At 66.8% G+C, this 24,913-nt stretch carries 25 protein-coding genes and 1 tRNA gene; 11 read left to right on the forward strand and 15 right to left on the reverse strand.

Annotated elements, in window-relative coordinates:
- Positions 1–636, forward strand: a complete 636-nt coding sequence (locus OG555_RS17250) for a hypothetical protein (RefSeq protein WP_329483915.1) — start codon at positions 1–3, stop codon at positions 634–636.
- On the forward strand, positions 603–1,031 hold the full coding sequence (locus tag OG555_RS17255; RefSeq protein WP_329483916.1) for a hypothetical protein: 429 nt from the start codon (positions 603–605) through the stop codon (positions 1,029–1,031). The genes OG555_RS17250 and OG555_RS17255 overlap by 34 nt, the downstream gene beginning before the upstream one ends.
- 187 nt (positions 1,032–1,218) lie before the next feature.
- On the opposite strand, the gene OG555_RS17260 is transcribed toward OG555_RS17255, so the two are convergent.
- Positions 1,219–1,683 (reverse strand): DUF4395 domain-containing protein, encoded by a 465-nt coding sequence (locus OG555_RS17260; protein WP_329483917.1) that lies wholly within the window; start codon positions 1,681–1,683, stop codon positions 1,219–1,221.
- A gap of 537 nt (positions 1,684–2,220) precedes the next feature.
- On the opposite strand from OG555_RS17260, the gene OG555_RS17265 reads away from it, so the two are divergent.
- Both OG555_RS17265 and OG555_RS17270 read left to right on the forward strand, forming a co-directional pair.
- Positions 2,221–2,946 carry an HNH endonuclease family protein gene (locus OG555_RS17265; protein ID WP_329483918.1) on the forward strand — a complete coding sequence of 242 codons (726 nt, stop codon included), beginning with the start codon at positions 2,221–2,223 and terminating at the stop codon, positions 2,944–2,946.
- 984 nt (positions 2,947–3,930) lie between these two features.
- The gene (locus OG555_RS17270; RefSeq protein ID WP_329483919.1) at positions 3,931–5,289 is read left to right on the forward strand and encodes an APC family permease; all 1,359 of its coding nucleotides are present in this window, start codon (positions 3,931–3,933) and stop codon (positions 5,287–5,289) included.
- Positions 5,290–5,399: 110 nt separating this feature from the next.
- Here OG555_RS17270 and OG555_RS17275 read toward each other — a convergent pair whose 3' ends face one another.
- The 8 genes from OG555_RS17275 to OG555_RS17310 form a co-directional block, all read right to left on the reverse strand.
- A complete protein-coding gene (locus tag OG555_RS17275) occupies positions 5,400–8,183 on the reverse strand; it encodes a cation-translocating P-type ATPase (RefSeq protein ID WP_329483920.1) in 2,784 nt (927 codons plus the stop codon).
- On the reverse strand, positions 8,180–9,133 hold the full coding sequence (arcC, locus tag OG555_RS17280) for a carbamate kinase (protein WP_329483921.1): 954 nt from the start codon (positions 9,131–9,133) through the stop codon (positions 8,180–8,182). Before arcC ends, OG555_RS17275 begins: the two co-directional genes overlap by 4 nt.
- 1 nt (position 9,134) lies before the next feature.
- Positions 9,135–10,142, reverse strand: coding sequence for an ornithine carbamoyltransferase (argF, locus tag OG555_RS17285; RefSeq protein ID WP_329483922.1), 1,008 nt, complete (start codon positions 10,140–10,142; stop codon positions 9,135–9,137).
- Between the two features lie 10 nt (positions 10,143–10,152).
- Positions 10,153–11,322 (reverse strand): arginine deiminase, encoded by a 1,170-nt coding sequence (locus OG555_RS17290; RefSeq protein ID WP_329484838.1) that lies wholly within the window; start codon positions 11,320–11,322, stop codon positions 10,153–10,155.
- An 81-nt stretch (positions 11,323–11,403) separates the two neighbouring features.
- Positions 11,404–13,029, reverse strand: coding sequence for a YfcC family protein (locus OG555_RS17295; RefSeq protein WP_329483923.1), 1,626 nt, complete (start codon positions 13,027–13,029; stop codon positions 11,404–11,406).
- A gap of 17 nt (positions 13,030–13,046) precedes the next feature.
- Positions 13,047–13,310 carry a hypothetical protein gene (locus OG555_RS17300; RefSeq protein ID WP_329483924.1) on the reverse strand — a complete coding sequence of 88 codons (264 nt, stop codon included), beginning with the start codon at positions 13,308–13,310 and terminating at the stop codon, positions 13,047–13,049.
- Between the two features lie 534 nt (positions 13,311–13,844).
- Positions 13,845–15,368: a tyrosine-type recombinase/integrase gene (locus OG555_RS17305; protein ID WP_329483925.1), complete on the reverse strand. Its 1,524-nt coding sequence runs from the start codon at positions 15,366–15,368 to the stop codon at positions 13,845–13,847.
- Positions 15,369–15,479: 111 nt separating this feature from the next.
- Positions 15,480–15,555: transfer RNA gene (locus tag OG555_RS17310), tRNA-Lys, on the reverse strand.
- Between the two features lie 145 nt (positions 15,556–15,700).
- Here OG555_RS17310 and OG555_RS17315 point away from each other — a divergent pair.
- Together OG555_RS17315 and OG555_RS17320 are read left to right on the forward strand one after the other, a co-directional pair.
- Positions 15,701–16,366: a hypothetical protein gene (locus tag OG555_RS17315; protein WP_329483926.1), complete on the forward strand. Its 666-nt coding sequence runs from the start codon at positions 15,701–15,703 to the stop codon at positions 16,364–16,366.
- A gap of 356 nt (positions 16,367–16,722) precedes the next feature.
- Positions 16,723–17,388 carry a G5 domain-containing protein gene (locus OG555_RS17320; protein ID WP_329483927.1) on the forward strand — a complete coding sequence of 222 codons (666 nt, stop codon included), beginning with the start codon at positions 16,723–16,725 and terminating at the stop codon, positions 17,386–17,388.
- A 6-nt stretch (positions 17,389–17,394) separates the two neighbouring features.
- Here OG555_RS17320 and OG555_RS17325 read toward each other — a convergent pair whose 3' ends face one another.
- Together OG555_RS17325 and OG555_RS17330 are read right to left on the reverse strand one after the other, a co-directional pair.
- Entirely contained in the window at positions 17,395–17,913 is a 519-nt protein-coding gene (locus tag OG555_RS17325) for a YceI family protein (protein WP_329483928.1), read from the reverse strand.
- 84 nt (positions 17,914–17,997) lie between these two features.
- Positions 17,998–18,591, reverse strand: a complete 594-nt coding sequence (locus OG555_RS17330; protein WP_329483929.1) for a TIGR03086 family metal-binding protein — start codon at positions 18,589–18,591, stop codon at positions 17,998–18,000.
- Positions 18,592–18,642: 51 nt separating this feature from the next.
- Here OG555_RS17330 and OG555_RS17335 point away from each other — a divergent pair, with 51 nt between their 5' ends.
- The 4 genes from OG555_RS17335 to OG555_RS17350 all read left to right on the forward strand — a co-directional run bounded on the left by OG555_RS17335 (position 18,643) and on the right by OG555_RS17350 (position 21,342).
- On the forward strand, positions 18,643–19,086 hold the full coding sequence (locus OG555_RS17335; RefSeq protein WP_329483930.1) for a MarR family winged helix-turn-helix transcriptional regulator: 444 nt from the start codon (positions 18,643–18,645) through the stop codon (positions 19,084–19,086).
- 126 nt (positions 19,087–19,212) lie between these two features.
- On the forward strand, positions 19,213–20,118 hold the full coding sequence (locus OG555_RS17340; protein ID WP_329483931.1) for a hypothetical protein: 906 nt from the start codon (positions 19,213–19,215) through the stop codon (positions 20,116–20,118).
- Between the two features lie 55 nt (positions 20,119–20,173).
- Positions 20,174–20,683 carry a sigma-70 family RNA polymerase sigma factor gene (locus OG555_RS17345; RefSeq protein WP_329483932.1) on the forward strand — a complete coding sequence of 170 codons (510 nt, stop codon included), beginning with the start codon at positions 20,174–20,176 and terminating at the stop codon, positions 20,681–20,683.
- Complete coding sequence (locus OG555_RS17350) at positions 20,680–21,342, forward strand: anti-sigma factor family protein (protein ID WP_329483933.1); 663 nt, start codon at positions 20,680–20,682, stop codon at positions 21,340–21,342. Before OG555_RS17345 ends, OG555_RS17350 begins: the two co-directional genes overlap by 4 nt.
- A 382-nt stretch (positions 21,343–21,724) precedes the next feature.
- Here the strand turns inward: OG555_RS17350 and OG555_RS17355 are convergent, their stop codons facing one another.
- Positions 21,725–21,964, reverse strand: coding sequence for a hypothetical protein (locus OG555_RS17355; protein WP_329483934.1), 240 nt, complete (start codon positions 21,962–21,964; stop codon positions 21,725–21,727).
- 63 nt (positions 21,965–22,027) lie between these two features.
- Complete coding sequence (locus OG555_RS17360; protein WP_329483935.1) at positions 22,028–22,735, reverse strand: ArsR/SmtB family transcription factor; 708 nt, start codon at positions 22,733–22,735, stop codon at positions 22,028–22,030.
- 145 nt (positions 22,736–22,880) lie between these two features.
- Between OG555_RS17360 and OG555_RS17365 the strand changes: the two genes are divergently transcribed.
- Positions 22,881–23,495 (forward strand): flavin reductase family protein, encoded by a 615-nt coding sequence (locus OG555_RS17365; RefSeq protein ID WP_329483936.1) that lies wholly within the window; start codon positions 22,881–22,883, stop codon positions 23,493–23,495.
- A gap of 154 nt (positions 23,496–23,649) precedes the next feature.
- On the opposite strand, the gene OG555_RS17370 is transcribed toward OG555_RS17365, so the two are convergent.
- Both OG555_RS17370 and OG555_RS17375 read right to left on the reverse strand, forming a co-directional pair.
- Positions 23,650–24,045, reverse strand: a complete 396-nt coding sequence (locus OG555_RS17370; RefSeq protein WP_329483937.1) for a VOC family protein — start codon at positions 24,043–24,045, stop codon at positions 23,650–23,652.
- A 26-nt stretch (positions 24,046–24,071) separates the two neighbouring features.
- A complete protein-coding gene (locus tag OG555_RS17375) occupies positions 24,072–24,857 on the reverse strand; it encodes a GntR family transcriptional regulator (RefSeq protein ID WP_329483938.1) in 786 nt (261 codons plus the stop codon).
- Positions 24,858–24,913: the final 56 nt, after the last annotated feature.

Consider the following 24,913-nt stretch of genomic DNA (forward strand, 5'->3'; position numbering starts at 1 on the left):
ATGACGAAGACGTTCTCGCGGGAGATGCTCACGAAGGCGCTCGCCCTGTTCGGCCCGCTGCTAGGGGTGGCCACCATCGGCGGCCCGGTACTGGCCGGCTTCATCATCAGCGTCGACCTGTTCGGGCTGTCCTGGCGCCCGATCTTCCTGATCAACCTGGCCCTGGGCGTGATCGGTTTGGCGGTGGCGGTCAGGATCCTCCCGTACGACGACGGCGACCACTCCACGGTCGTTGACGGCTGGGGCTCGGGCCTCCTCGCCGGCGCGATGTTCGGCCTGTTGTACGGCCTGATCGAGGGCTCCACCAACGGCTGGACCAGGATCCCGATGGCCTCGATCGTCGCCGGCCTAGCATTCTCCGCCGCCTTCGCCCACCGCCAGTCGACTGCCGCAGACCCGCTGCTCAAAACCATCGCTGCTGAGAAACCGAGGCTTCACCTCCGGCCTGCTCGTCGGGCTCGCCGTCTTCGCCGCCACGATCGGGCTGGTCTACGTGCTGTCGCTGTTCCTGCAGGAGGGACTGCACGCCTCACCGCGCGGCGCGGCGCTGGCTATGCTGCCGCTGACCCTGGGCACCATCGGCTCCGCGTTCGCCGCCATGGGTGGCCTGGTCGCCAAAGCTCGGCCGCACCCTGATCTTCATCGGGCTGGCAATCGTCCTGGCCGGTTGCGGGTGGGTGCTCGTGCTGGTCATTGCCTCGGGCACCGGCCTTGGGCTGCGGACGCTCACCCCGGCGTTCTGCGTGATCGGTCTCGGGCTGGGCTCCTGCTACAGCAAGATCTTCGACGTCGCCCTCGGCGACATCAACCCCGACGAGGCCGGCAGTGCCAGCGGCTCGCTCAGCTCGATCCAACAACTCGCCGCCGGAATAGGATCGGCAGCAGTCACCTCGATCTTCTTCCAGGGCGCAACGTCAGGCCTGGACCACGCCATGAAGATCAGCCTGATCGTCGTCCTTGCCCTGGTCGCCCTCAGCATCCCGCTCGTCACGCGCATGCCCCGCAGATCCCCGGCCGGGACCCACCACTGACCAGCGCGCTCAATATTGCGTTCTGGCTCGGGGTGTTGAAGAGGAGCCCGTGCACGGCCGCCGGCTCAGTCCCAGAGTTCTCCTCGATCCGGTGGTCGCAGGTGGCCTGCGGTCCTCCGACCACGACAGTCACGTCTGGGAGAGCGAGCAGCGCCTGGACGTGTGGTGGGTTCGCGGTCGACCAGACTCAGGCCGGTTTCGGTCGGCGGATCAGTTGGTAGGCCTTGCAGCCCAAACACAGCCCGATGGATGCGTTGAGGGCTGCCACGCCGAAGGCGAGAGCGGTGAGGCCGTAGCCAGCGACATCGACACCGAGTGCAAAGGTGGTCAGCGCCAGAGCGGTGAACACGAAGCCGACGAATTGGGCGAATCTCGGCGGCCGAGCATCCTCCAACTCGGCTGGCACTCCGATCCGCGGCCAGATGACACGGGCGAAGATCTGCGCCCACAACGACCACTGAAAACTCACGAACGCGGTGAACGCAAACACGGCGACCTGGGAGGCGAGCAGGCCGAGACCCAATGGTCGAGCAACGTCAACGATGAGCAGCACCACGGCGAGCACACTCGCTGTGGCCCCGGCGCTGAATCGCAAGAGGCGCGGATCGACACGGGCACGGAGCGGGCACGCGCCAAAACTGCTGCCGGGCATGTGGTTCTCCAGAGAATGAGATGCCAGCTAGTCCGATGCAGGTCAGGATACTCGGCCACACCTGCATCTGTTCCGACAAGGGTTTGAACCACGGGCGCCGCCGGATGCGAGCCCGCAAAAGGCAAGACCGGGGTGCAGGCGCCCACTCTCGCACCGTGCTCCAGTCCGAGACAACCCTGGCCATCGAGCTGCCCGGCAACGACGACCTCGTCATGCGCCGCACCACCACCCAAGCCGTGCGTAGCATCAAAGGTCAGCGCATACACGGTTTTTGGTGGGCCGTGGGACTCGAACCCACAACCCGCGGATTGGGAAACCGACGCACCCAACCTCCATACTCCTCTCCAGGCGTGACCAGTCATCACCAGTTCGGTCGCTTTCGACTCCAGTTGAGTCGAATTGGCCCCTCTTGGTCCCAGAGTGTTCCCACGCTGAGCTGCTGAGCGTCAGCCAGCTCGCGAAGTCGTAGCGACTGAGATGAGGCTGATCCGGTGCGTCTGGGCGGGCGAGATCTCGGCGGTGGCTTAAGGTCGCGTGATGCGAACCCTCCTTGCCGCAGCGATCGTGGTCGGCCTCGCGGCTACGGGGTGCACCTATCCAATGACCGGCGCCAACCCGGTCGGGTCGAACCCGCCGGCACGGACCACACCCACCCGCAGTCCCGCCGCGGCTCCGCCAGCGACCGGCACGGCCAAGCTGATCTTCGCCGAGCTCCGCCAGGTCCGCGTCATCGCCAGCCGGCCGGAGGTGGCTGGCTACAGGCGAGACCAGTTCGGGCAGTCCTGGACCGACGATCACGCAGGGCTTGGCGGTCACAACGGCTGCGACACCCGCAACGACGTACTCGCGGCCCAGCTGACGGCGGCGCAGTATCGCGCCCGCTCGAGATGCGTCGTCATCGCCGGCACGCTTCCCGCCGACCCTTACACCGGTCGCCGGATCGAGTTCCGCAAGGCCGCCGCGACCAAGGTGCAGATCGACCACCTGTACCCGTTGGCGCGGGCGTGGGACATGGGCGCGGCCCGGTGGCCGCTGCAGCGACGGGTCGACTTCGCTAACGACGAGGCCGCGAACCTGCTGGCTGTCGACGGACCGGCGAACGCCTCCAAGAACGACAGTGGGCCTGGCGAGTGGCTGCCGATCAACCGCAACTACCGATGCACCTACGTCCTGCGATACCTCCAGGTCGCCGGCAAGTACGCGCTGCCGATCACCGCGGCCGATGGCGACGCCGCCCGGGCGACTACCCGAACCTGCCCTTAAGGAAGCCGAGCTAGCCCGCCGGCGGGCCTACGGACCAACAGCCAAATTCGGCCGCGCCGCCGCCGGCGTCAACCCCGACCACTCCCGCGTTTGGGCGCACGAGGGGCTCCTAGAGGAGAGCGTCACACCTCGCCGCGAGACGGACAGCGCGGACTGTCGGCGGCAAGTAGCCCTGAGTGAGAGCACGGTGTCGTCGTGCTACTTTCCGATCTCGTCCAGGTAAAACTCGGTGGGCTGCCATCCAGACCCGAGCGACCACACTGCCTTGTCGGCAAGCTCGTGGATCACAACGTCAACGTCGCCATCGTCGATAGAACAATGCCCGCCCGGCCGTCGCACAGACCTGAGCGGACGAGTGGATGGGCATCACCGTCGCGGATGATCTCGGCTTCAAGCTCAGCAGCAGCGACCACCCGATGGACGCGTCGGCGCTCCGTGACAAATAGGTGCGCCACATCACGCGGCACATGGGCCCGTCGTTCTGTCCTGCGCTCATTGGCGGCCTGCTCAAGGCTGACCAGTTCGACTTGAGGCTCTGCTGCGATTGACTCGGGCTGCAGGTCGTGGATGAGGAGTAGGACGTGGGTTCGGGCGTTTCGAGGCGTCGCGCGAAGCGATCTCCGCTTCGACCAGGGTGAGGATCTCGCCGATGTCGCCGGGGCAGCCTTTGTGCCAGCCACGGCGGCTCCGAGGAGCGTTCGACGGAGCATCTGCGCAATATCATCAGGTTTGCGGATCGCGCCGGGCCAGGCAGTCCCGTGATCGAGACACGTCACGGTCCAGCACCCGCGATGTCGTCGTGGCCGCAGGCTTGCGGGCGTTCTTGATCCTCGGCACCTGGTGATCCCGCAATCCCGGAGCAGTCGTGGATCTATTTGACAACATTCATGCTGGCCGATGCAGCGGAACAATGTATTCTCAATTAAGGCGGCGTGTCCGACCACCGGCGGCAGGATTTCGCCGGACCGGGAGAGGAATCCTGCGATGGCCATCAAGCCAAACCAGCCCCCGTCATCCGATGCACGCCCCCCCGATGCTCGACTAACGCTTCGCGGCGCGGTCTTCCTCGGTATCGGTGCCATGGTCGGCGCCGGCATCTTCGCCCTGCTGGGCGAGGCGGGGGCGATCGCGGGTTCGGCCGTGTGGATCTCGTTCCTGGCGGCCGGGGTTGTGTCGCTCGCGCTGGGCTACGCGATGGCCAAGATGGGGACGCGTTACCCGTCCTCAGGGGGCCTGATCACCTACTTGATCCATGGCTTCGGCAACGGCCGGCTCGTCGGAGTCGCGGCCTGGCTCGGCTACCTCACGGCCATCGTGGTCGTCGGTGCGATGGTCGCGGTTTCGTTCGGGGAGTACGCCAGCGCCATCGTTGTCGGGGACAACAATGCAACCGGGTGGACGAAACTCTTCGCATCGGCGATGGTGCTGGCGACCACGTTCCTCTGCATCATCGGGCCGCGCACGGTCGACCGCGCCCAATCCGTCATCGTCATCGCCCTGCTCGCGGTGTTCGCGATCTTCGTCGTGGTGACCCTCACTCATCTCGACACACACCTGCTCGCGCCCAGTGGGTACCCCTCGGTCAACTCCATCGTCTCCAGTATCGCGCTCACATTCTTTGCCTACCTCGGCTTCGCGGTGATCAGTTTCACCGGAGGAGACCTCGAGAACCCGCGCAGAAACTTGCCGCGCGCGATGTACGTGGCTCTGGGCGTTACGACGGTGCTCTACGTCGCCATTGCCCTCGGCGTGTTCGGCACCCTCACAGTCAGCCAGGTCGTCGAATTCGGCCCGACCGCGATCGCCGAAGCGGTGCGGCCGACCCTCGGCGACGCCGGTTTCGCGGCCATGGCGATCGCCGCGCTCCTCGCCACCGCCTCATCCGTCACAGCGACCCTGTACGCCTCGGAGGGGCTCACGAGCGCCCTCGCCGACGTTGGTCAGTTCCCCACCGTGTTCGGCAAGACCTCTCGACTCGGACCCCACGGCGGTCTCTGGATCACGACCGTCGCAACGCTGCTGTTTGTGAACGTGTTCGACCTCGGCGCTCTGGCTTCCATCGGCAGCGCCGTCTCGCTCGCCGTCTTCGTCCTCGTCGGAGTAGCCGCGATCCGCCTCCGGCACACCATCGGCGCCAACCTGGCGATCCTGCTGGCCGGGGTGATCTTCTCGATCGTGGTGCTTGTCGTGTTCGCCGTCGACACCTACGGCAATGACCCAAAGGCGTTCTGGACCATGATCCTGCTCCCCGTCCTGGCGCTCGTGCTCGACGCGGTTTGGAAGCACCGAGACGCCGGCACCGCGCCCGCAGCCGGGGGCGAGGATCAGCGAGACCGGTCTTGAGGCCTCCTGGATCGCCGCCAACTTGTCCTGCTTGACGGGAGGCATGGCCGAGCGGTGCTTTCGCGTCAGCCAAGCCTTGGCGGGAACACCGGCGCCGCGTGGGCCGAGGTCTACACCTGAGGCGTGCTCCGGGCACGGGACGGAGCGACCGCATGCTCGGGGTCCAAGGTCGTCGTCCTACCGCTCCTGCGCCTCCGGATCAGCTTGCCGATCTCGACGACGATCGGGAGCAGCGCCGCCAGACCCGCACAGGCCAGCCACTGGTGCGGGGTGAGAGGGACGGTCAGCAGACCGGCCTGCAGGGTTGGCAGTTGCGTCGCGAGGAACAGCAGCGCGACTGTCACGAGGCTGATCCCGACCGCCCTGACGATCGGCGGTAGCAGACCGCTGGTCGGGTCCCGGCGATTGACCACTGCGTTGAAGGCGGTGCCCAGCCCCATGACGGCAAACGTCATCGTCATAGAGACACTCGCGGTGTGAACCTTCGGCTCGTCAGGTCCGGCGACCAGCGGGGTCAGCGCAGCGAGGAACAACACCAGTGCGTACACAATCCACATCACCACGGCGTTTCGGTTCGTGATCGTCACCGACGCGTCACGAGGCGGCCTGTGCATCACGTCCGGATCGCCGGGATCGACCGCGATCGTCACGACTCCGACGGCTGTTGCGAAGAACAACAGGTACAAAACCATCGACGGCGTCATGGCGACGCCTTCGTTGAGGTTGAAGATCGTCGCGGCCAGGAAGAGGAACACCAAGGAGAGCAGCTGCGTCATCTGATACCGCACGTACGAGACGACCTTGTCGTACGCGCGGCGGCCGATCTCGACCGCGTGAACGAGCGTGCCGAAGTTGTCGTCGGTGAGCACCATCCGTGCGGCCTGCTTGGTCACTTCGCTGCCGCTACCCATGGCGACTCCGATGTCGGCCTGCTTGAGGGCCGCTGCGTCGTTGACCGCGTCGCCGGTCATCGCGACGATCATGCCCTCCTCCTGCATCGCCCGGGCCAGGCGCAACTTGTCCTCGGGGGTGACGCGACCGAACACGTGCAGCCCGGGCAGCTGCCGCTTGAGCTCGTCCTCGGTCAGCGCCTGGAGCTCTGCGCCGCTGATCGCACCCGGCCCGAGGCCGAGCTCCTCACCGATCGCCCGGGCGGTGACCGCGTGGTCCCCGGTGATCATCCGGACGTCGATGCCTGCGGTCAGCGCCGCGCTCACCGCGCTCCTGGCCTCTGCCCTCAGCGGGTCGATGATGCCCGCGAGCCCGACGAACCCGAGACCCTGGATCAGCGACATCGGATCGCTCGACATCGCCTCCAACTCGTCGTCCGACACCAGACGAGCAGCGAACGCCAAGACACGCAGACCCTTCTTCCCCATTCGTTCGTTGGCCTCGTTGATGCCGGCGCGTGCTGCCTCGATGGGCACCTGCGATCCGCTCAACGGGCCGCCGGCATGCCCACATCGAGCGATGACCACGTCGGGCCCGCCCTTCACCAGCCCCATGACGTGCTCAGCGCCGTCGACCTGGACCCGGTGGAACGTCGCCATGAACTTGTACTCGGAGTCGAAGGGAACCTCCGCCAGCCGTGGATACATCCGACGGGTTTCCTCCGCGTCGATGCCGAGCTTCGCCGCGAGCACCACCAGCGCCGCCTCCGTCGGGTCACCGATCACCGACCCGTCGTCACCGACGACCGCGTCGCTGTCGAGGACCAGGCCGAGTCCCAGCCGGGTGAAGTCGGGGACCGCCCCACCGGCCACCGACCGGATGCCCCCGGTCTTTCGATAGCCCTCACCCTCCACGCTGAACCACGAGCCGGACGCGTAGAGGGTCGAGACCATCATCTGGTTCAGGGTGAGGGTGCCGGTCTTGTCGGTGTTGATCGCGCTTGTCGCTCCGAGGGTCTCGACGTCGGTGAGGTTCTTCACCACAGCCTTCGCCTCGGCCAGCTGCTTCGCGCCGAGGGACAGCAGCCCCGAGACGAACGCCGGCATACCGGTCGGAATCGCCGAGATAGCCATCGCGATGCCGAGCAGCAGCAGTTCCTTCGCCGGCGTGCCGCGAATCAGGCCGGCGACGACGATCACGGCGACCGCGCCCCAGGCGATAAACCCGAGCACCTTGGTCAGAGAGTCGAGCTCTTTCTGTAGTGGTGACTTGGTGCGGGTCACCGAGCTCAGCATGGTCGCGATCTGGCCCATCTGCGTCTGCATACCGGTCGCGGTCACCACGATTGCGCCTGTCCCTCGGGTAACCGAAGTGTTCTGGAAGAGCATGTTGGTCCGGTCGCCGAGGGCCACGTCGGCTGATCCGAGGGCGCCGGAGTCTTTGGCTATCGGCGCACTTTCGCCGGTGAGGGCCGCCTCCTGCGCCTCCAGCGTCGCCGACCGGAAGATGCGGCCATCGGCCGGCACGACGTCACCGGCCTCGACCTGGACTATGTCACCGGGCACGACCTGCGTCGCAGGAACCAGTGTGACCCCGCCGTCTCGGACCACCCGCGCCTGGGGGACCTGCATCTTGGCCAGCGCGTCGACGCTCGCCCTGGCAGTGAGCTCCTGCCGCGTTCCGAGAGCGATGTTCAGCACGACCAGCAGGGCGACGATGATCCCGGTCGAGATCTCGCCGATCAGCAGGCTGACGCCCACGACGACGACCAGCATGATGTTCATCGGGTCACGGAACTGAAGGGCTGCGATCGCCCAGGCCGACGGCGGCTTCTCCGCGGCGATCTCGTTGAGCCCCACCGAGCGGAGGCGGCCTGCGGCCTCGGTGCTCGTCAGGCCCGAGCCGGCGTCAGACCCAGCTCGTCGGATCACCTCGTCCGCCTCGAGCGCGTACTCCTCTCCCACTGCCTCGACTCGTGCACCTGCTCCATCCGTGGCGGTCACCGAGCCTCCCCCGCTGCCGTGGGGATCCGGGCCGTGGTGATCAGTGTCCCGGCCTCACCGCGCAGTATGGCCGCTGTGTCGTCGATGGAGCCTATGGCTGCGAGCCTGCCGGTCTGTTCGACGAATGTGCAGGCGGCTCTGACCTTCGGTCCCATCGACCCTTCGGCGAACTCCGCGGCGGACAGTTCCGCCGGTGAAGCCCGGCGAATCGCCTGTTGGTCGGCGGTTCCCCATCCGCTGTAGACGGCGTCCACGTCGGTGACGATGAGCAGGGCATCGGCGTTGAGGTCGAGGGCAAGGAGGGCGCTGGCGTGGTCCTTGTCGATGACCGCCTCGACTCCGATGAGCTCGCGGCCGGCCGGGACGGGGGTGTCGGTGTACATGACGGGGATCCCGCCACCTCCGGCGCAGGTGATGACGGTGCCGTGCTCGAGCATCCACTGGATCGGCTCGACGCCGAAGATGCTCTTCGGCGCAGGCGAGGGTACGACCCGCCGCATGTGCTCGCCGTCCGGTTTGAACACCCAGCCCTTGTCGGCGGCCAGCGCATCGGCCTCGGCCGCGCTGTAGATCGGTCCGATCGGCTTGGTCGGGTTGCCGAATGCCGGGTCGTGTTGGTCGACCTCGATCATCGTCAGCAACGACGCAATGCGCCGGTTCGCGGGCAGCAGGTTGCCCAGCTCCTGCTGGATCAGGTAGCCGATCATGCCCTCGGTCTGTGCGCCGAGGACGTCCAACGGGTACGGGTCGACCTCCTTGTACGCCGAACCTTGGAGCGCCAGCAGCCCGACCTGGGGGCCGTTGCCGTGCGAGATCACCAGCTCGTGGTCGGCTGCCAGCGGAGCCAGCGACTGGCAGGCGGCGCGTACGTTCACCCGCTGGTTCTGCGCGGTCATCGGCTCGCCCCGGCGCAGCAGCGCGTTGCCGCCCAGCGCGACCACGATCCTCATCTCAGTCGGCCAAGGTCGCGACGAGAACTGCCTTGATGGTGTGCAACCGATTCTCCGCCTCGTCGAAGACCAGCGATGCAGCCGACTCGAAGACCTCTTCGGTCACCTCGAGCGACTCCCTCGCGAATTTGTCGGCGATCTCCTGACCGACCTGGGTGTCGGCGTTGTGGAACGCCGGCAGGCAGTGCATGAACTTCACGTCCGGGTTCCCGGTCGCCGCCATCACCTCCGCGTTGACCTGGTACGGGCCTAGCAGCTCGATGCGCTCGGCCCAGACCTCGTCGGGCTCGCCCATCGAGACCCACACATCGGTCAGCAGTACGTCGCAGCCGGCCACCGCTTCCGCGACCTTGTCTGTCAGCGTGATCGTGGCGCCGGTCTCTGCCGCCGACTCGCGCGCGAGGGCCACGATCTCATCGCGCGGCCACAGGGACCTCGGAGAACAGATGCGGACGTCCATGCCGAGCTTCGCGCCGCCGATCAGGTATGAGTCGGCCATATTGAATCTCGCGTCGCCGAGATAGCAGAACACCACCTGCTCCAACGGCTTGGGGATGTGCTCGGTGAACGTCAAGAAGTCGGCGAGGATCTGGGTCGGGTGCCATTCGTCGGTCAGCCCGTTGTAGACCGGCACGCCCGACCATGTAGCGAGCTCCTCGGCGGCCTGCTGGTCGAACCCGCGGAACTCGATCGCGTCGTACAGCCGTCCCAGCACGCGTGCGGTGTCCTTGACCGTCTCCTTGTGACCCATGTGCGAGCCGGACGGTCCAAGGAAGGTGACGTGCGCGCCCTGGTCGTAAGCGGCGACCTCGAACGAGCAGCGGGTCCGGGTGGAGTCCTTCTCGAAGATCAGCACGATCTCCCTTCCGCGCAGGCGCTGTTCCTCGCGGTGCTCACGTTTGGCCGCCTTGAGCTCTGCGGCCAGGTCGAGCAGGTAACGGATCTCGTCACCGGTGAAGTCGGCCAGCCGCAGCAGGTGGCGACCTCTCAGGTCGATAGTCTGATTCACGGAGATCTCCTCAGGCGTCACGGACGATCGGACAGGTCATGCAATGGCCGCCGCCGCGGCCCCGGCCGAGCTCCTGGCCGGAAATGGCCAACACCTCGATGCCGGCCTTCGCGAGCTTGGCGTTGGTCGCCTCGTTGCGTTCGTAGGCGACGACCACGCCCGGTTCGAGAGCGACCACGTTGTTGCCGTCGTCCCACTGGTTCCGCTCGGCCTCGAACTCGTCGCCGCCCGTCGTGACGATCTTCAGGTGGCCGATGCCGAGCGCGTCCTTCACCTCGTCGACGAACGTTCGCTCCGACAACGTCGCCTGGACCCCGGTAGCTCCACCAGGTCGGAACAGGATCGGAAGAATCTGCGAGACGACCGGCTCGTAGAGGGTCACCACATCGCGGTCGCAGAAGGTGAAGACGGTATCGAGGTGCATCGCCGCACGTTCACGCGGCATCTGCGCCCCGATGACGAGCCGGGCCGCACCGGCCTCGAACAGGTTGCGGGCGAGGATGCTGACCGCACGCGCCGTACTGCGCTCACCCAGCCCGACCAGGACGACACCATCGCCGATCGGCATGATGTCCCCGCCCTCCAACCTGGCCAAACCCCAGTCGTGGTCGGCTCCGCCGAACCAGATCTTGAAGTCCGCGTCACGGAATCGGGGATGGAACCTGTAGATGGCCTCGACGTTCAGGGTCTCCAGTTGACGCGCGGGCCAGTACATCGGGTTCAGCGAAACCCCGCCGTAGATCCACGCACTCGTGTCACGGGTGAACAGCTGGTTGGGCAGGGGCGGGAGGACGAAGTCGGTCTGCTTGAGCGCGTCGCCGATGGCCGAGTTGATCTCGACCGGCAGTTCCTGCACCGTCACACCACCGGTCAGCCGGGTCGCCAGATCTTCAGGCGCCATCTCGGCGAGCCAGTCCCTCATCGGGCCGGCGAACATCACCGTGACGTCTTCCGGTCGCACCCGCCTGGACAGCAGCCAATCTCGCGCATCGCGGTCCTCCAGGGTCGTGGTCAGCAGATCGTGGACGAGCAGGACCTCGACGCCGCGTGAGTGCATCAGGTCGGCGAACGCATCGAACTCCTGACGAGCCCGGCGAACCCAGATGACGTCGTCGAACAGCAGTTCGTGGCAGTTCGACGGCGACAACCGCTCGTGTGCGAGGTCAGGACGGTGAACCATCACCGTCCTGAGCGTGCCGGTCTCGGAGTTCGCGCCCAACGCCTGGGTTGTCGACGTGGTCATTTGTAGTTCTCCTTGTGCTCAGTCCAACGCGGCAGCGATGCCGACGAAGGCGCAGATGACGACGAAAACCGCCAGGATGAACGGCCAGACGAATCTCAGGTAGCGGTCATAGCCGACCTTCGACAACGCCAAACCGCCCATGATCACCGCCGACGTCGGCGTCACGATGTTGACCAGACCCGACGCCGACTGGAAGCACGTCACCACGATCGAACGGGAGACATGGGCGAAGTCGGCAAGTGGCGCCAGGATCGGCATCACCAGCGCCGCGTGCCCGGACGACGACGGCACCAGGAACGCGATCGGAATGTTCACGACAAAGGCGACGATCGCGAACACTCCGCTGGACGTGCCCGACACCGCGCTCTCCATCTTGTGCAGAATCGTGTCGGTCATGTACGAGTTCTTCATCACGACCGTGATCCCGCGCGCGACCACGATGATCAAGCCGGCGCCAAGGAAGTCCGAGGCGCCGGCGACGATCGTGGTGACGGTGCCCTCCTCCCCGAGACGGGCGATCAGGCCGATGACCACGGCCATCACAATGAACAAAGTGGCGGCCTCGGGGAAGTAGAAGTCGTGGAAGGTGGGCAGCGGGAAGTCGGTGTTGAACGCCTCACCCCAGATGTCGTTCCAGGGGATGAACCCGTAGATCATCAGCAGGAACGTGAAGCCAAAAAGCACCAGGACCACCCCTTGTCGCCTTGTCAGCGCAGGGACATCCGTGACGAGGCTCTGGGCGTTGAGCGCGTCCTCCTCCGAGACACCGACTACGGACTTGGCTGCGTCGCGCCGGACGCGACCGGCATACCGTAGGACGTAGCCGATCGCCATCGCGACGATCACCACCCACATCGCTATTCGGAGGCCGATCCCGTCGCCGATGCTGACACCGGCGGCGTCGGACGCCACGCCGGTCGCGAACGGGTTGACAGTCGAGGCGATCACCCCCGACCCGGCGCCGAGGAAGATGATCGCCGCCGCCACCATCCGGTCATAGCCGAGCGCCAGCGCCAGCGGGACCAGCAGCACGAAGAATCCGAGAGTCTCCTCCCACATTCCGTAACTGGTCCCACCGAGAGCGAACACCGCCATCAGCAGGCCAACGAGGACCGAGCCACTGCGCCGGAACCGCAACGCCAACCGGCCGATCCCGGTCTGGATCGCCTCGGTCTTCATCGTCACCGTGATGAACGCACCGACGGCGAGCACGAACAGAAAGATCGCCGCCGACCCGTACAGGAAGCCCTCCTCCCACGGACCGACGAAACCCTTACCGCTCTCGACCCCATACAGACCGTTCGCCGGGGAATTCCACAGCTGCTTGAACCGAAACGACAGCGAGTCATCCACACATGGAACGCCGAGGTCGGACACAGTCGCCCCGGGAGCCGACGCGGCATCCGCCGGCGCTACGCCGCTCTCCCCCGGAGAGGGAACATCAAGTGACGACGCCGTCGCCGCCGGCGCCGAACACGACGGCAACTTCTGGTAAGTACCCGGCACCGGCGCGCCATCCTTGTCGAGCTGGTAGTGCCCAGCCGGCACGAAAAACGACGCAAACCAGACCAACAGCAAGACACCGGCGAGCACCGTGAACGCAGTGGGAAACCTGAACTTCCGGCGTTGCTCAACCTCGGACACGCGAGGCCCCTCCCCAGTCATCTTCCGGTCGCCAGGCTTTGCAGCAGAAGCGCTTGGGTGTCGATCATCCGTTCGATCTCCTTGGGGTCAACGCTCTCGTCGGAGGCGCGGATGCGGGCGCCTGCCACGTCGGAGGTGCCCCACGCACGGGGCGTGTTGCTCGAGATGTGCCACGAGGGCATCGAGCTCGCGGTCGGGTCGGAGCCGGGAGCGATGCGCATGGACAGTTTCGCCCTTGCTTCGGGGATGTGGACGTTCGAGGGTCCAGCGACGTCAGTCATGTCGACCCCGATCGCGTTGATCGACGGCTCCGCCCACACCGGACGCCACTTTGAGGCCCTGCACTCGGAACCGCCACTGTCAACACATCCCTGCATCTAGCTCCGCCATCTGCAAGTGCCGCGAGAGCTAAGTCGGCATCCTGCAGACACGACCGGGTGACCGCCTTACCAGCAATCACTTCGCATCACAGACCTCGCCGGACTACCGGCACAGATCTTGCCTCCCGCAAGGATGCGGGCGCCTCATCCAGCATGGATGAGACCGACACGAACCCAGGACATTCGGCGGCCTGATCACATGCGCTCGTGGTCGGACTGCCAAGCAGCCCGCTCCCGGAGAACGATGTGCGAATTCAGGCACCGCAGAACGGAACGAATTGGGTACTCAGGCGAGGTCCGACAGCACGCAGCAGCAGTGGAGGTGAAAGGGACGTTTCCTCGCCTCCTACTATTCTACGGATCTCCCCCGGAAGCAGCCTTGGGTTCGATTTGGCGAGCAATGCTTCATGATTTCACCTGCGCGTCACTTGCGCGTCACTTTCGCCTCATTTGCACGTCATGCTCGGGTATCTGGGAACCTGTGGTTTGACGGCTGTCGTCGAGGAGGTTCCAGGCGCGTAGCAGGCCAAGAGCGCGACGGATGGTTCCCTCCGAAACTGCGTGCCGTTCTGCAAGCTGTTTTGTGGGTGGCAGCGAGGTGTGTTCCGGCAGCAGGCCGGACTCGATGGCAGTGCTTAGTCTGGCCGCGATCGCCTCGTAGGGTGCCCGCGGGTTACGCATGATCCTCTCACGCTCGCTGACCTGGTCGGGGCGACTCGGAAGGCGGTTGAAGAGCGCTGTCGCGGCGCGTTGGTCAGCCTCCGAGACGAAGGCTGTGTAGACGCGAAGCGTTGTGGTGCCGCCGCCTCCGTGGCCGAGGCGGCCGGCGACGGTCCGGATGTCTACTCCTGCGGCGATGAGTTCGGTGGCCGAGTAATGGCGGAGGTTGTGCAGGTGGGTGTCGATGTCGAGGCGAGCGGCCAGCTTGCTGTAACGCTGCGAGACGCTGTCGGGGACCAGGTGCTCGCTGTTGTCCGGGGCAAGGGAGAACACGAACGCATCCGGCCCTAGCGTGGTCTTGAGCTTGGCTGCGTTGTCGTCGCACGTCTCCCGGTGCTTGCGGAGGAAAGTTACGGTCTCAGTGTCCAGCGTTAGGCGTCGATGCTGGTGGGTCTTGGTGTCCTTGAGCCACTTCTTGCGGCTGTTCTGAGCCACGCTTGTATCGACGACGACGGTTCCGTGGTCGAGGTCGACCTTTGACCAGCGCAGGCCGCAGAGTTCTCCGCGGCGAGCACCGGTGACCATCGCAAGCCACACGAATGTGCCCCATGCTGGGTCGTTGAACGCCTCGTCAAGGATTCGGGCAGCCTCGGCGGCTGTTGGCGGCCGGGGATTCGGCTTCGGCGCCGAGGGCGGCTTGCCGGTAGGCATCGGATTGACCGATACCCACTTCCACCTGACTGCCTGACGAAAGGCGCCGCTGAGGATGAAGTGGATCTGGCGGATCGTGGAAGAACCGAGCGGTCGGCACTCGTGCGGGCGGCACCGGGCGTCGCACTCGTGCGGGGTCTTGGTGCGGTGTTCGGTGACGGGTCGTCGGTCGCAGTGGCGACGACAGCGCCGGAGCTCGGCGTAGTACGAGTCGAGAACGTCGGCGTCGACAGCGCCGACCTCAACCTGCCCAATCAGCGGTTCGATGTGGCTGCGGACGTATCCGAGATAAGTGCGGCGGGTGGTCTCGTCCAGCTCGGCGAGCTCCAGGTGGCGCTCGATGAGCTGGCTCAGGCTCGCGTTTGTCCGAGGCTGCCGCCGCTCGTCGACCTGGGTCTGGAGCCGCCGTATGGCTCGCTCGGCCTCCTCGGCGGCCTTCGGCGTAGTAGCCGGGACGGTCTCGCGCAGGTAGTGGCGGCGTTTCGTGACGGGGTCAATGCCGGCGTACACGGACACTCGGAGCGCTCCACTCGGCAGTTCCTCGACGGAGCCGCGGGCGCGCTGACGCCGCTTCGGGGCCTTTGCCATGGGACCAATCGTACCGATTCGCACCACGTTTGATCCCACGAAGCCGATTGTGGTGAGCGGATCAGTTTGCCGCCTAGCCAAGAATCGCCTTATTTCTAAGGGATCCGAGCTTGGTAGGCCCCGTGGGACTCGAACCCACAACCCGCGGATTAAAAGTCCGCTGCTCTGCCAGTTGAGCTAGAGGCCCTCTCACGAGGGGTGAGGGGAACAGTGTGTCAGGTTTGTCGAGGGGTTTGCTCGGTGGGGGCGGGATCGGGATCGCGAAGTGATCACTGTTCGGAGTGGAGTGGTCGGCGTACGCTCAGGCTCAGGGGGAGCAAGGGGGCACGAACATGGGGGTTGTGGAGCGGGCGGCGATCATCGGGGTGCATCGTGAGGTGGTGGATGCCTGGCGGGAGATCGTCGGGCTGGCGAGCACGCTGGGGCTGGCCGATCGGATCGTGATCGGGGTCAAGCTCAAGGCGCGGGCTGATGCGCTGGCGACGTACGAAGGGCTGGTCCGGGACGCGGGGGACCTGGCCGGCGATGCGCGGGCGTTCGCGGCGGCGGTGAAGACACAGAATCCACTGACTGCCGGGTTCTGCGGTGTCGGGGTGGCTGCCGGGGGGCTGGGATTCTTCGGGTGGTGGTCGTTCGAGGCGCTGAAGGGGGCGTTCACCGCGGACGTGGGCACGGCGGGGATGGCGCAGACGACCGTGGCCTTGATCGGGGTGCTGACGGTGGCGGCGGGTGCCGTGATCATCGGGGTCGTCCGGGCCGCGGTGATCGCTGCTCACTCCGGGCTGCAGGCGCGGGAGATCTTCGGCGTCAACGAACATCCGTCCGTGGTCATGCTGCGGGAGGTGCGGCCGGCCGAGGAGCGGTTGTTCGCCGTCTTCCAGCAGCGGGTCCCGGAGCCACCGATCAGCGCAGGACCGTTGATCGTGCTGGGGGTCGGCGGGCTGATCGCCGGGATTGTCTTCGCGATGCTGGTCGGGGTCGGCGCCGGCACAAGCTGAGGTTGACCCTGAGGTCGCCTGCGCTGTGTGTTGCACACAGGTCAAGGCGGTGACGCCGGGGGTGTCGACTGGCGTGCCGCTTCCTCGGGGGAGGAACGGCGATGGGTTTCCGGATCCATTTCGGGTGCGCCGATCTGGCGCGTACGCCACACCATCAGCCCGATCGGGACCCACATCCTCACCGGATCCCACGGCTGACTCGACAGTAGGTCACGAAACCGCTGCGGTTCGCGACTGATCCGCGCCGACCCCTCGCCTGACGCCGCGGCCCGGTGGTATGGATCGGAACTTGCCCGGGAAGTCCGGGCGCTGACAATCCCGCCGCGGGGGGAACCGACGGCGGGTTGGGGGGAATCGTGCATCTCATTCGTGCTGCGCTGGCGCCCATCGCGCTGCTGGCTGTCGGCGCACTCGCCACCGGCTGCGGATCATCATCGGGTACGTCGGGCACCGGCGAACCGGCCGCGATCGCGAGCATCCGGACCGCCGCCACGCCGACGTCCACTCAGGCTTCGACCACGGCGCCACCGACGACCGAGCCCACAACGACCGCGGAGCCGACGACGAAGGCCAAGCCGACCGCGACGACGCCGGCGCGGGTGACGACCAGGAGGCAGGTCGTCGAGTTCAAGACCATCCCGTTCAAGAAGAAGACAGTGACGGACGGCTCGCTTCCGAAGGGCGAGAAGACCATCCGGACCACGGGCAGCGACGGGACACGCAAACTGACCTACGAGGTCACATACGTGAACGGCGTACAGACGGCCAAGGAGCTGCTGCGGCAGGAGGTCTCCAAGCAACCGCGGACACAGGTGACCGTCGTCGGCACCAAGGTCGAGGAGGAGAGCGGGTCGTCGGGTTGCGATCCGAACTACAGCGGCTGCGTCCCGATCGCCAGCGATGTCGACTGCTCAGGTGGCAGTGGCAACGGTCCGGCGTACGTCCAAGGTCCGGTCACTGTGATCGGCGATGACATCTACGGCCTCGACCGCGACGGTGACGGCATCGGCTGCGAGGACTGAGACAGTTCAACGGCGAGTAGCGGTGAGCTGGAGGTCGAGGATCACGTCCGGGCTGACCATGACGGTGGTCAGGGCGTTCCAGTTCACCTGCCAGTGCATGCGATTGAGCGTCTGGGTCGCCTTGAACGTGACGTCTCCGTCCGCCTCGATCAGCTCGAACGGGACGGTGACCGGATGCGTGACACCCCGCATGGTCAGGTCTCCCGTGACGTCGAACGTGGTCGCGCCGGTCTGCTCGACCTTCGTCGACACGAACATGATGGTCGGGTACGCCGCCGCCACGAGGAAAGTCTTGCTGAGTTGGTCATCCCGCTGCTTGTTGCCGGTATCAACGGTGTCCGCCTGGATCGTGAGCCGAGCACTCGAGGCGCTCGGGTCGTCACCATCCAGGCGCACGACTCCCTCGAACCCGGCGAACCGCCCCCGCACCCTGGTCGCCATCCGATGCCGAGCAACGAACCCGATCCGCGTTCGCTCCGCATCGAGAACGTAGTCCCCGGTCAGCTCGCTGAGCTTCGTCGTCATTGTCATGCCAGTACGACGAGACACCGCCGCCGAGTGTCAGGCCTGTTCCACAACAAGCCTCCGGCAGGAGGAGTGGGTCGGGTGCTAGGCAGGCCAGCGCGGCGAGCGGCCGAGGTGGGCGACGATCTGGTCGAGGGGGTCGTCGCCCGACCAGGGGAGGTCCACAGTGAAGGCGGCGCCGGGGACGAGGCGGACGTCGCCGGTGGGGACGATCTGGGCGACGGTCTGGGCGGCTGCCAGGACGTCAGGGGTGAATGTGACCCCAGTGCCCAGGGACTTGGCGACATCCCAGCTGTGGACGACGTAGTCGATGAAGTGGAAGCTGACGGCCTGGTGGCCGGGGAACGACAGGCCGGGGCCAAACTCGGGGAGGGCGAACTGGCGCTCGGTGACGCCGTCTTCGGCGAAGGCGGTCAGGACGTGTTCGGCGGAGGTGATGTACGCCTTCACCGGGTCGTCGCCGAGGTCGCGGAGTTTCCAGAGCTCTGGATCGCTTTCACCGCGGGACGCCGCCGCGAAGCCGTAGTGCTGGGTGGCCATGTGGGCGAGCAGACCGTAGACGGTCCAGGCGCGGCAGGGGGTCGGCTTGGCCAGGTCGGCGGAGGTGGCGCGGGATACGACGTCGATGCTGGTCCGCACCGCGGCGGCGTCCAGAGATACGTAGTCAACTGTAGGCATGAGCATATCGTATGCGCCAGCTTATGATTGCGCCAGTGTTATCTTCCGGCTATGCCGAGCGAGGACCCAGGCGAGCGTCCCGACCTCGCCGCGATGCTGGGTCCGTTGGTGCGGGCACTCATCGCGGCCGAGCTGCCGGTGCTCGCCGCGCACGAGGTCTCGATGTGGGGATATTCGGTGCTCACCGTGCTGGACGAGACTCCGGTGCGCACGCAGGCCGCGCTGGCCGAGGCGATCGGCGCCGACAAGTCGCGGATCATCGGCACCCTCGACGAGCTCCAGGACGCCGGCCTGATCGAGCGCACCCCGGATCCGGACGACCGCCGCGTCCGCCTGCTCTCGATCACCACCCAGGGCCGTCGCGTACGACGTTCCGTCCGCAAAGACATCCGCGCCCGCGAGGACCGCCTCCTCGCCAAGCTCCCCCGAGCCGATCGCGAAGCGTTCCTCCGCGTACTCCGCGCCCTACACGAGGCCCGCGACGTAACGCGCTGACGGACGACAGTGCCGGAGGGCGCCGCCGGAGGTGGTGGTGGAGCGCGGTGACGTCAGTCCTGCGATGGAGGGCTTTCACTCGCGGGAGTGATCCGTCCGGCGGGTGACGCCGCAGAGACTGGCGCCATGGCATCGATTATGGAGGCACCGGTTCGAGTCGCACGCAGTTGGGTGCCGACGGCCGCGCTCGTGTGGGCGGCGGCGTACGGCTGTCTGCGGGTGTGGTTCGCCACCGGGAACGCGCCGGTCTGGAAGCTTCCCGGGCGCGATCTCCTTGTTCCTGACTGGATTGCAGTCGCCGGGTGCCTGGTCAGTGCTGCGGGGGTGATCGCGCTCGGTCGACGCCCGCGCTCCCGCGCCCTGATCCGGTTGCTGTGGGTGCTTGCCGCCGGCTGGGTTGCCGCGGCTGCCTTCGCTCTGCTCGATCTGGTGGCAGGTCTGCTGCCCGGACTCGGGATTCCCTTCGATTTGCTCGGGATGCTCAGTAGGTTCACTGCGCTGGGAGGCGCTGCGCTGCTTGGGGCGACAGCGCTGGCCTACCAGCGAAGGCTCGACCCGACCTGCCTTCGCTGCACTGGTCGGCCGCGTCCCACCTCGATACCGACATGGCCAGCCTGGCTGGCCGTCGTCGGCTGCCTGACCCGGCTGGCCGCCCAGGCTGCGGTCGGATTCGGCAGTTCGCCGTACGACGGCAACCTCTCGCGCATCATCTTCGAAGGCGGCTTCGTGCTGGCGGGCGTCGCGCTGCCCCTGCTGCTCGTGTATCGGCCTGGCCGGTTCTTCCCCCGTTGGATGCTGCTTCTCCCGGGATTCGGCCTGGGTGCAGGGATCACGGCGTACTTCGGTGTCGGGCTTCTCCAGATGATCGGCAACGTGATCCAGGGCAAGCCCGCGTACGACGATGTCGGTCTGCCGGAGGCCTTCTTCTGGGTCGCGGTCCCGGCCTACCTTCTCTGGGGCGTCGGCCTGACGCTGGCCGCCTACGGCTACCAGCGCCGCACCCGCAAACCCTGCAAGGGCTGTGGATTGTGATTTGATCCGGTACAGAATGGTGGCGAGAAGAGCAGCCAACTGAGCAGGAGTGCCGATGGCCGATGACCGGGCGGCCCTGCTGCGTGAGCTGCACGACGTCCATGGGTCGTCGCTGTGGCGGTTCGTGGTGCGGCTGACCGGTGACGACCGGCTGGCGGAGGACGTCGTACAAGAGACCCTGCTCCGGGCGTGGCGCCGGCCGCAGATCCTGACCGAGGACGAGGCGGGGGCCCGGGCCTGGCTGTTCACGGTGGCACGCAATCTCGTCATCGACGACCGGCGCAGTGCCCGGGTCAGTCGCGAGGTGGCCAGCGACGACCTGCCGGAGAACCCGAGCGCCGACCACGCGAACGCCGTACTGGACGCCTGGCTGGTGGCCGAATCACTGGCCCAGCTGTCCGAGGAACATCGGCAGGTCATCGTTCGTGCGTACTACGGACGCCGGACGGTCACCGATATCGCCGAAGAGTTGGACATCCCGTCCGGCACCGTGAAGTCGCGGCTGCACTACGGGCTGCGGGCGTTGAAGCTCGCGCTGCAGGAGAAGGGGGTGACGACTCAGTGAGTGATCCGTACCGGGACTGGGACGCGGCGTACCTGCTCGGCGCGTTGTCGGCGAAGGATCGGCGCGCGTACGAGGAGCATCTGCGGACGTGTGACGAGTGCTCGGCGGAGATGGCGTCGTTGGCCGGCGTACCCGGGACGCTGGCCGCGCTGCCGGACGACCGAGCGCTCGCGACCATCACCACCGACCCTCCGAACCTGCTGCCCGGCCTGGTCCGCAACGTGCAGCGGGAACGGCGCCGGCAGCGGGTGCGGCTCGGCGCACTGATGACCGGGGTCGCGCTGGTCGCTGCCGCGATCGGCGCGGTGATCGCGATCCCACTCACCCACGAGCAACCGCAGGGGGACTACGTCGTCCTCGCGCAGACCGTGTCCAGCAAGCTGTCCGCGGACGCGCGGCTGGTGCCGGAGCGCTGGGGTACGACGATCGAGATCAGCTGCCGGTACGACGACCTGGCGACGCCGAGCGAACGAGCCCGGGGATACGAGTTGTACGTCACAGACACGTCCGGCAAGTCACAGCTGATCGCGAGCTGGACGTCATCGCCTGGTACGACGGTGAAACCGGCCGCCACCACGAAGTTGCAGCGCAGCGAGATCCAGGCACTGGACATCCGTAGTTCGGAATCTGGACGGGTCCTGCTCGCCGTGCATTTCTGATCACCGTCGGCATGATTGCCCGCGGCACAGAAGGGCACCTGACACTCAAGAGCGGCGGTCGCTCGAGAGGCCCCCGATCCAGGCCCCGGTGTTCAGGGACGTGCACCGGGGTCGCCGCTTGCCCCGGGAGCCGCTGTCCCGGGCGGCCGCCGTACCCAAGAATTTCCGGCGATTCTGTAACACCCGGCCCGTCACCAGCGATACACCCTGTGTAACGCCACTGAGGATCCCGTCCCAGGTCAACCGCCCGAAGGGCCTGGGACGGGGTTCTCGTTCGACGCGAGGCGCCCCGGCAGCGTTACGCACGAAGGCCCCCGGTCGACCTACCCCGGGGGCCTTCGTGCGTTATCCCCTCCTCAGCTCAACGCACTCTTTCGGTGCGCTACGACGCTCGTTCGCTTGGGCCGTCCGACGCGGGCAGCGCGATCCGGTCCGCCGGCAGGCGTTCCGTCCGCTCCGTCCCGTCGTCGCCCTCGTACTGCACCAGACCGGTCCATCCCGTCTCCTCGTGCTCGCGGCCGATCAGCCAGCCGCGACGCCACTGACCGTCCGCATGGACGATCACATGGCTGGGCAACGGGAGGCGGGACACCAGATCGGTGCCGGGCTCGAACTCAGTCATGGCCGAAGGCTAGGTGGTTTCGGCGCCTCGCGCCTCTTGGAAGCGTGTTCCGTCACGCACTTCTCAGACTCTGGGCAGTAGTTCTCGTACGACGCCGACCGGCAGGCCCAATTCACGTACCGAGCCGGTTACTTTCAGCGCTCGGCCGCCGGGGATGTGGCTCACCCACCCGTGCTGCAACGCATGTCCACACAAGGCCGCGCCGACCGCGCCGGCAATGTGCGGCCGCCGCTCGGTCACGTCGAGGCACGACCGCAGTACAGCCCGTCCGCGCTTCGGCCCGACCTCGATGCCGAGATCCGCCAACCAGGCCAGTCCCGCCGGCGTCAGAGCGATCCCTTCCGACCAGTCGAGCAGGCCGCGGTCGGTCATCGCATCCGCGAGCGCCACGCCGAGCTTGCCGGCAAGGTGGTCGTAGCAGGTCCGCGCCCGAGCGAACGCGTCTCGTTTGCTGACCGCGGACAGGCTGTTCGCAACCTCCGTACGCCGAGGTGCGAGCGCGGCCAGTCCCTCGATCAACTCGGCCGTGTCCGGACCGGCGAGTTTCACGTAGCGATGCCGGCCCTGCCGAACCTCGGTCAGCAGCCCGCCCTCGACGAGTAGGTTGAGATGCTCGCTGATCGTCGGCCGCGACACCTGCGCCACTCGCGCCAGCTCGGTAGCCGTCCAGGCCCGACCGTCGAGCAGCGCCAGGCACACCGTCGCCCGCGTCCCGTCGGCCAACATGCGAGCCCATGCAGCCAACTCCTGTCCCTCAGCCTGCATGCTCATCCACGTCCTCGCTTCGCTCCAGGCGCGGATGAGACACAAGGTGCGCTGTGTTTGATGATGAACTCGCTCCGCTCGTTCATGACCTCATCATGCCGCTCCGACAGTTAGGTCACCGCCGAAGCGACCGCCGCCTAGCGTCGGAATCATGACTCACCTGACGATCGAACCGTCCATCCTGTACGTCGGTACGCCGGTCGCACTGCTGTCCACCGTGAACGACGACGGCACGAGCAACCTCGCCCCGATGTCGTCCGCCTGGGCGCTCGGCGACGTCGTCGTACTCGGCGTCGGTGGATCCGGTCAGACCGCCCACAACCTGCAACTTCGGCCCGAGCTGGTCATCAACTACCCGTCGCCGGCGCAGTGGGAGGCGGTCGAGCGGATCGCCGGTCTCACCGGACGCCATCCGGTGCCGGATGCCAAGAAGGCCCGGTTCCGATTCGAGCGGGAGAAGTTCAAGGCGGCCGGGCTGACTCCGGTGGCGTCCGAGCGGGTCGGGCCGCCGCGCGTTGCCGAGTGTCCACTCCAGTTCGAGGCCACCGCGGTCCAGGTCGAATTCGATGCCGGAGGCACTTTCTTGATCATCCAGGCGAAGGTACTGCGGGTGCACGCCGACGACCGGATCGTCGTACCGGGCACGTCGTACGTCGATCCGGACGCGTGGTCGCCGTTGATCTACAACTTCCGGCACTACTTCGGTCTCGGCTCGGAGCTCGGTGAATCCTTCCGGACGGAGACGCCTAGGCGCAGTCGGTCCTGAGCTGGGTAGCGGTCGATCTGTGGGGAAACAAATGTGCACCCAGTGACAGTTTTGTTCCCCACCGGCCCGGCCGGCGCACCTAGAGCAGCCGCAGGTAGGCGTCCAGGTCCAGGTCTTCGATCTGCCACATGACGCCTACCTCAACACTTCGAGCTCAGTTGAGGTCAAGCTCGGTGAACAGCGTCAGCTGGATGCCGCCGGGGGTTTCCAGGCGGGCGTTCAGCGAGTTCCACGGGGTGCGGGTCGGCTCGGCGATCACCGAGGCGCCGGCGGCGGCCAGCTTGCGCGTCGTCTCCGCGGAGTCGTCGACCTCGAAGGCGACGCGGTACTTGCCGGCCACCCGGCGGCCGACCTCGACCTCGTCGATGAAGCCGGCCTGGCCCGGGTCGGCGATCTCGAGCGTGGCCCGTTCGACCTCGAGGATCGTCACCCGTCCGTTCTCCGATGAGTACGACGCCCGCTCCGGCAGCCCGAGCACGTCCCGGTAGAACGCCACCGCCTCGTCGTAGTCGTCCGCTGTCACGACCAACCGCAGTTCCTTGACCGTCATGGCTTCAGTATCGGGCCCTGATAGGGCTACCACCCCTGGGCCAGGGCAGTGGTCCGCGGTGCCGGGGTGAGCCGGTAACCGGTGTTCGCCGAGAACTCGGCCGACAGGGCGAACCGGTCCCCGCGGACCACGGTGTGGCGCCACTCGACCGGGCGGTTCTGCGTGGTGCCCTGGCGAATGATGGAGAAGACGGCAGCGTTGGCCGGGCAGTGCAGCAACACCCGCTCGGCCGGTGTCGGGTTGATGGCGCGGATGTCCTCGCGGCCGTGATCGAGGCTGAGACCGGTCCGGACGGACAGCTCGTTGTAGAGGCTGGTGTGGGTGAAGTCGGCGTCGAGGAGGGGTTCCGCGAGTGATGCGGGGAGCCAGACCCGGTCCAGGGCCAGCGGTTCGTCACCGGCGTACCGGAGCCGCTCGAGGTACAGCAGTGGGCTAGACGCCTCCAGGTCGAGCCGGGCCGCGATGACGCCGTCGGCCCTGATGTCGAGCGCCCGTACGACGCTGTGCTGTGACAGACCGGATGCCTCGACGGACGAGAACAGGCTGTAGAGCGCGCCCATCGGCTGCCGGATCTCCGGCGCGGCCGCGACTCGGGGCTGGCGGCCGCGTTCGGCCACGATCAGACCGTCCGAGCGGAGTTGGCCGAGTGCCTGCCGGACCGTGTGCCGGCTCACCTCGTAGTCCTCGACCAGCGCAAGCTCACCGGGGAAGGCCGCGTCGAACTCCCCGGACCGCAGCCGCCGGACCAGATCCTGCTGCAACTGCTTCCAGAGCGGCTGGCCGCCGGAGCGGTCGAGCCTGCGCACGGTCATCTCGGGGTGTCCTCCCAGTGGGCTTGCCAAATGTCCGGTCATCTCCTAGCTTAAAT

Source organism: Kribbella sp. NBC_01484, assembly GCF_036227145.1.
In the GTDB taxonomy this organism is placed as follows: Bacteria; Actinomycetota; Actinomycetes; order Propionibacteriales; family Kribbellaceae; genus Kribbella.

Coding starts and splice junctions, on each gene's coding strand:
- OG555_RS17250 (WP_329483915.1), top strand. CDS start 1: ATGACGAAGACGTTCTCGCGGGAGATGCTCACGAAGGCGCTCGCCCTG.
- OG555_RS17260 (WP_329483917.1), bottom strand. CDS start 1,683: ATGCCCGGCAGCAGTTTTGGCGCGTGCCCGCTCCGTGCCCGTGTCGAT.
- OG555_RS17265 (WP_329483918.1), top strand. CDS start 2,221: ATGCGAACCCTCCTTGCCGCAGCGATCGTGGTCGGCCTCGCGGCTACG.
- OG555_RS17270 (WP_329483919.1), top strand. CDS start 3,931: ATGGCCATCAAGCCAAACCAGCCCCCGTCATCCGATGCACGCCCCCCC.
- arcC (WP_329483921.1), bottom strand. CDS start 9,133: ATGAGGATCGTGGTCGCGCTGGGCGGCAACGCGCTGCTGCGCCGGGGC.
- OG555_RS17290 (WP_329484838.1), bottom strand. CDS start 11,322: ATGGTTCACCGTCCTGACCTCGCACACGAGCGGTTGTCGCCGTCGAAC.
- OG555_RS17300 (WP_329483924.1), bottom strand. CDS start 13,310: ATGACTGACGTCGCTGGACCCTCGAACGTCCACATCCCCGAAGCAAGG.
- OG555_RS17305 (WP_329483925.1), bottom strand. CDS start 15,368: ATGGCAAAGGCCCCGAAGCGGCGTCAGCGCGCCCGCGGCTCCGTCGAG.
- OG555_RS17315 (WP_329483926.1), top strand. CDS start 15,701: ATGGGGGTTGTGGAGCGGGCGGCGATCATCGGGGTGCATCGTGAGGTG.
- OG555_RS17325 (WP_329483928.1), bottom strand. CDS start 17,913: ATGACGACGAAGCTCAGCGAGCTGACCGGGGACTACGTTCTCGATGCG.
- OG555_RS17330 (WP_329483929.1), bottom strand. CDS start 18,591: ATGCCTACAGTTGACTACGTATCTCTGGACGCCGCCGCGGTGCGGACC.
- OG555_RS17335 (WP_329483930.1), top strand. CDS start 18,643: ATGCCGAGCGAGGACCCAGGCGAGCGTCCCGACCTCGCCGCGATGCTG.
- OG555_RS17340 (WP_329483931.1), top strand. CDS start 19,213: ATGGCATCGATTATGGAGGCACCGGTTCGAGTCGCACGCAGTTGGGTG.
- OG555_RS17345 (WP_329483932.1), top strand. CDS start 20,174: ATGGCCGATGACCGGGCGGCCCTGCTGCGTGAGCTGCACGACGTCCAT.
- OG555_RS17355 (WP_329483934.1), bottom strand. CDS start 21,964: ATGACTGAGTTCGAGCCCGGCACCGATCTGGTGTCCCGCCTCCCGTTG.
- OG555_RS17360 (WP_329483935.1), bottom strand. CDS start 22,735: ATGAGCATGCAGGCTGAGGGACAGGAGTTGGCTGCATGGGCTCGCATG.
- OG555_RS17365 (WP_329483936.1), top strand. CDS start 22,881: ATGACTCACCTGACGATCGAACCGTCCATCCTGTACGTCGGTACGCCG.
- OG555_RS17370 (WP_329483937.1), bottom strand. CDS start 24,045: ATGACGGTCAAGGAACTGCGGTTGGTCGTGACAGCGGACGACTACGAC.
- OG555_RS17375 (WP_329483938.1), bottom strand. CDS start 24,857: ATGACCGTGCGCAGGCTCGACCGCTCCGGCGGCCAGCCGCTCTGGAAG.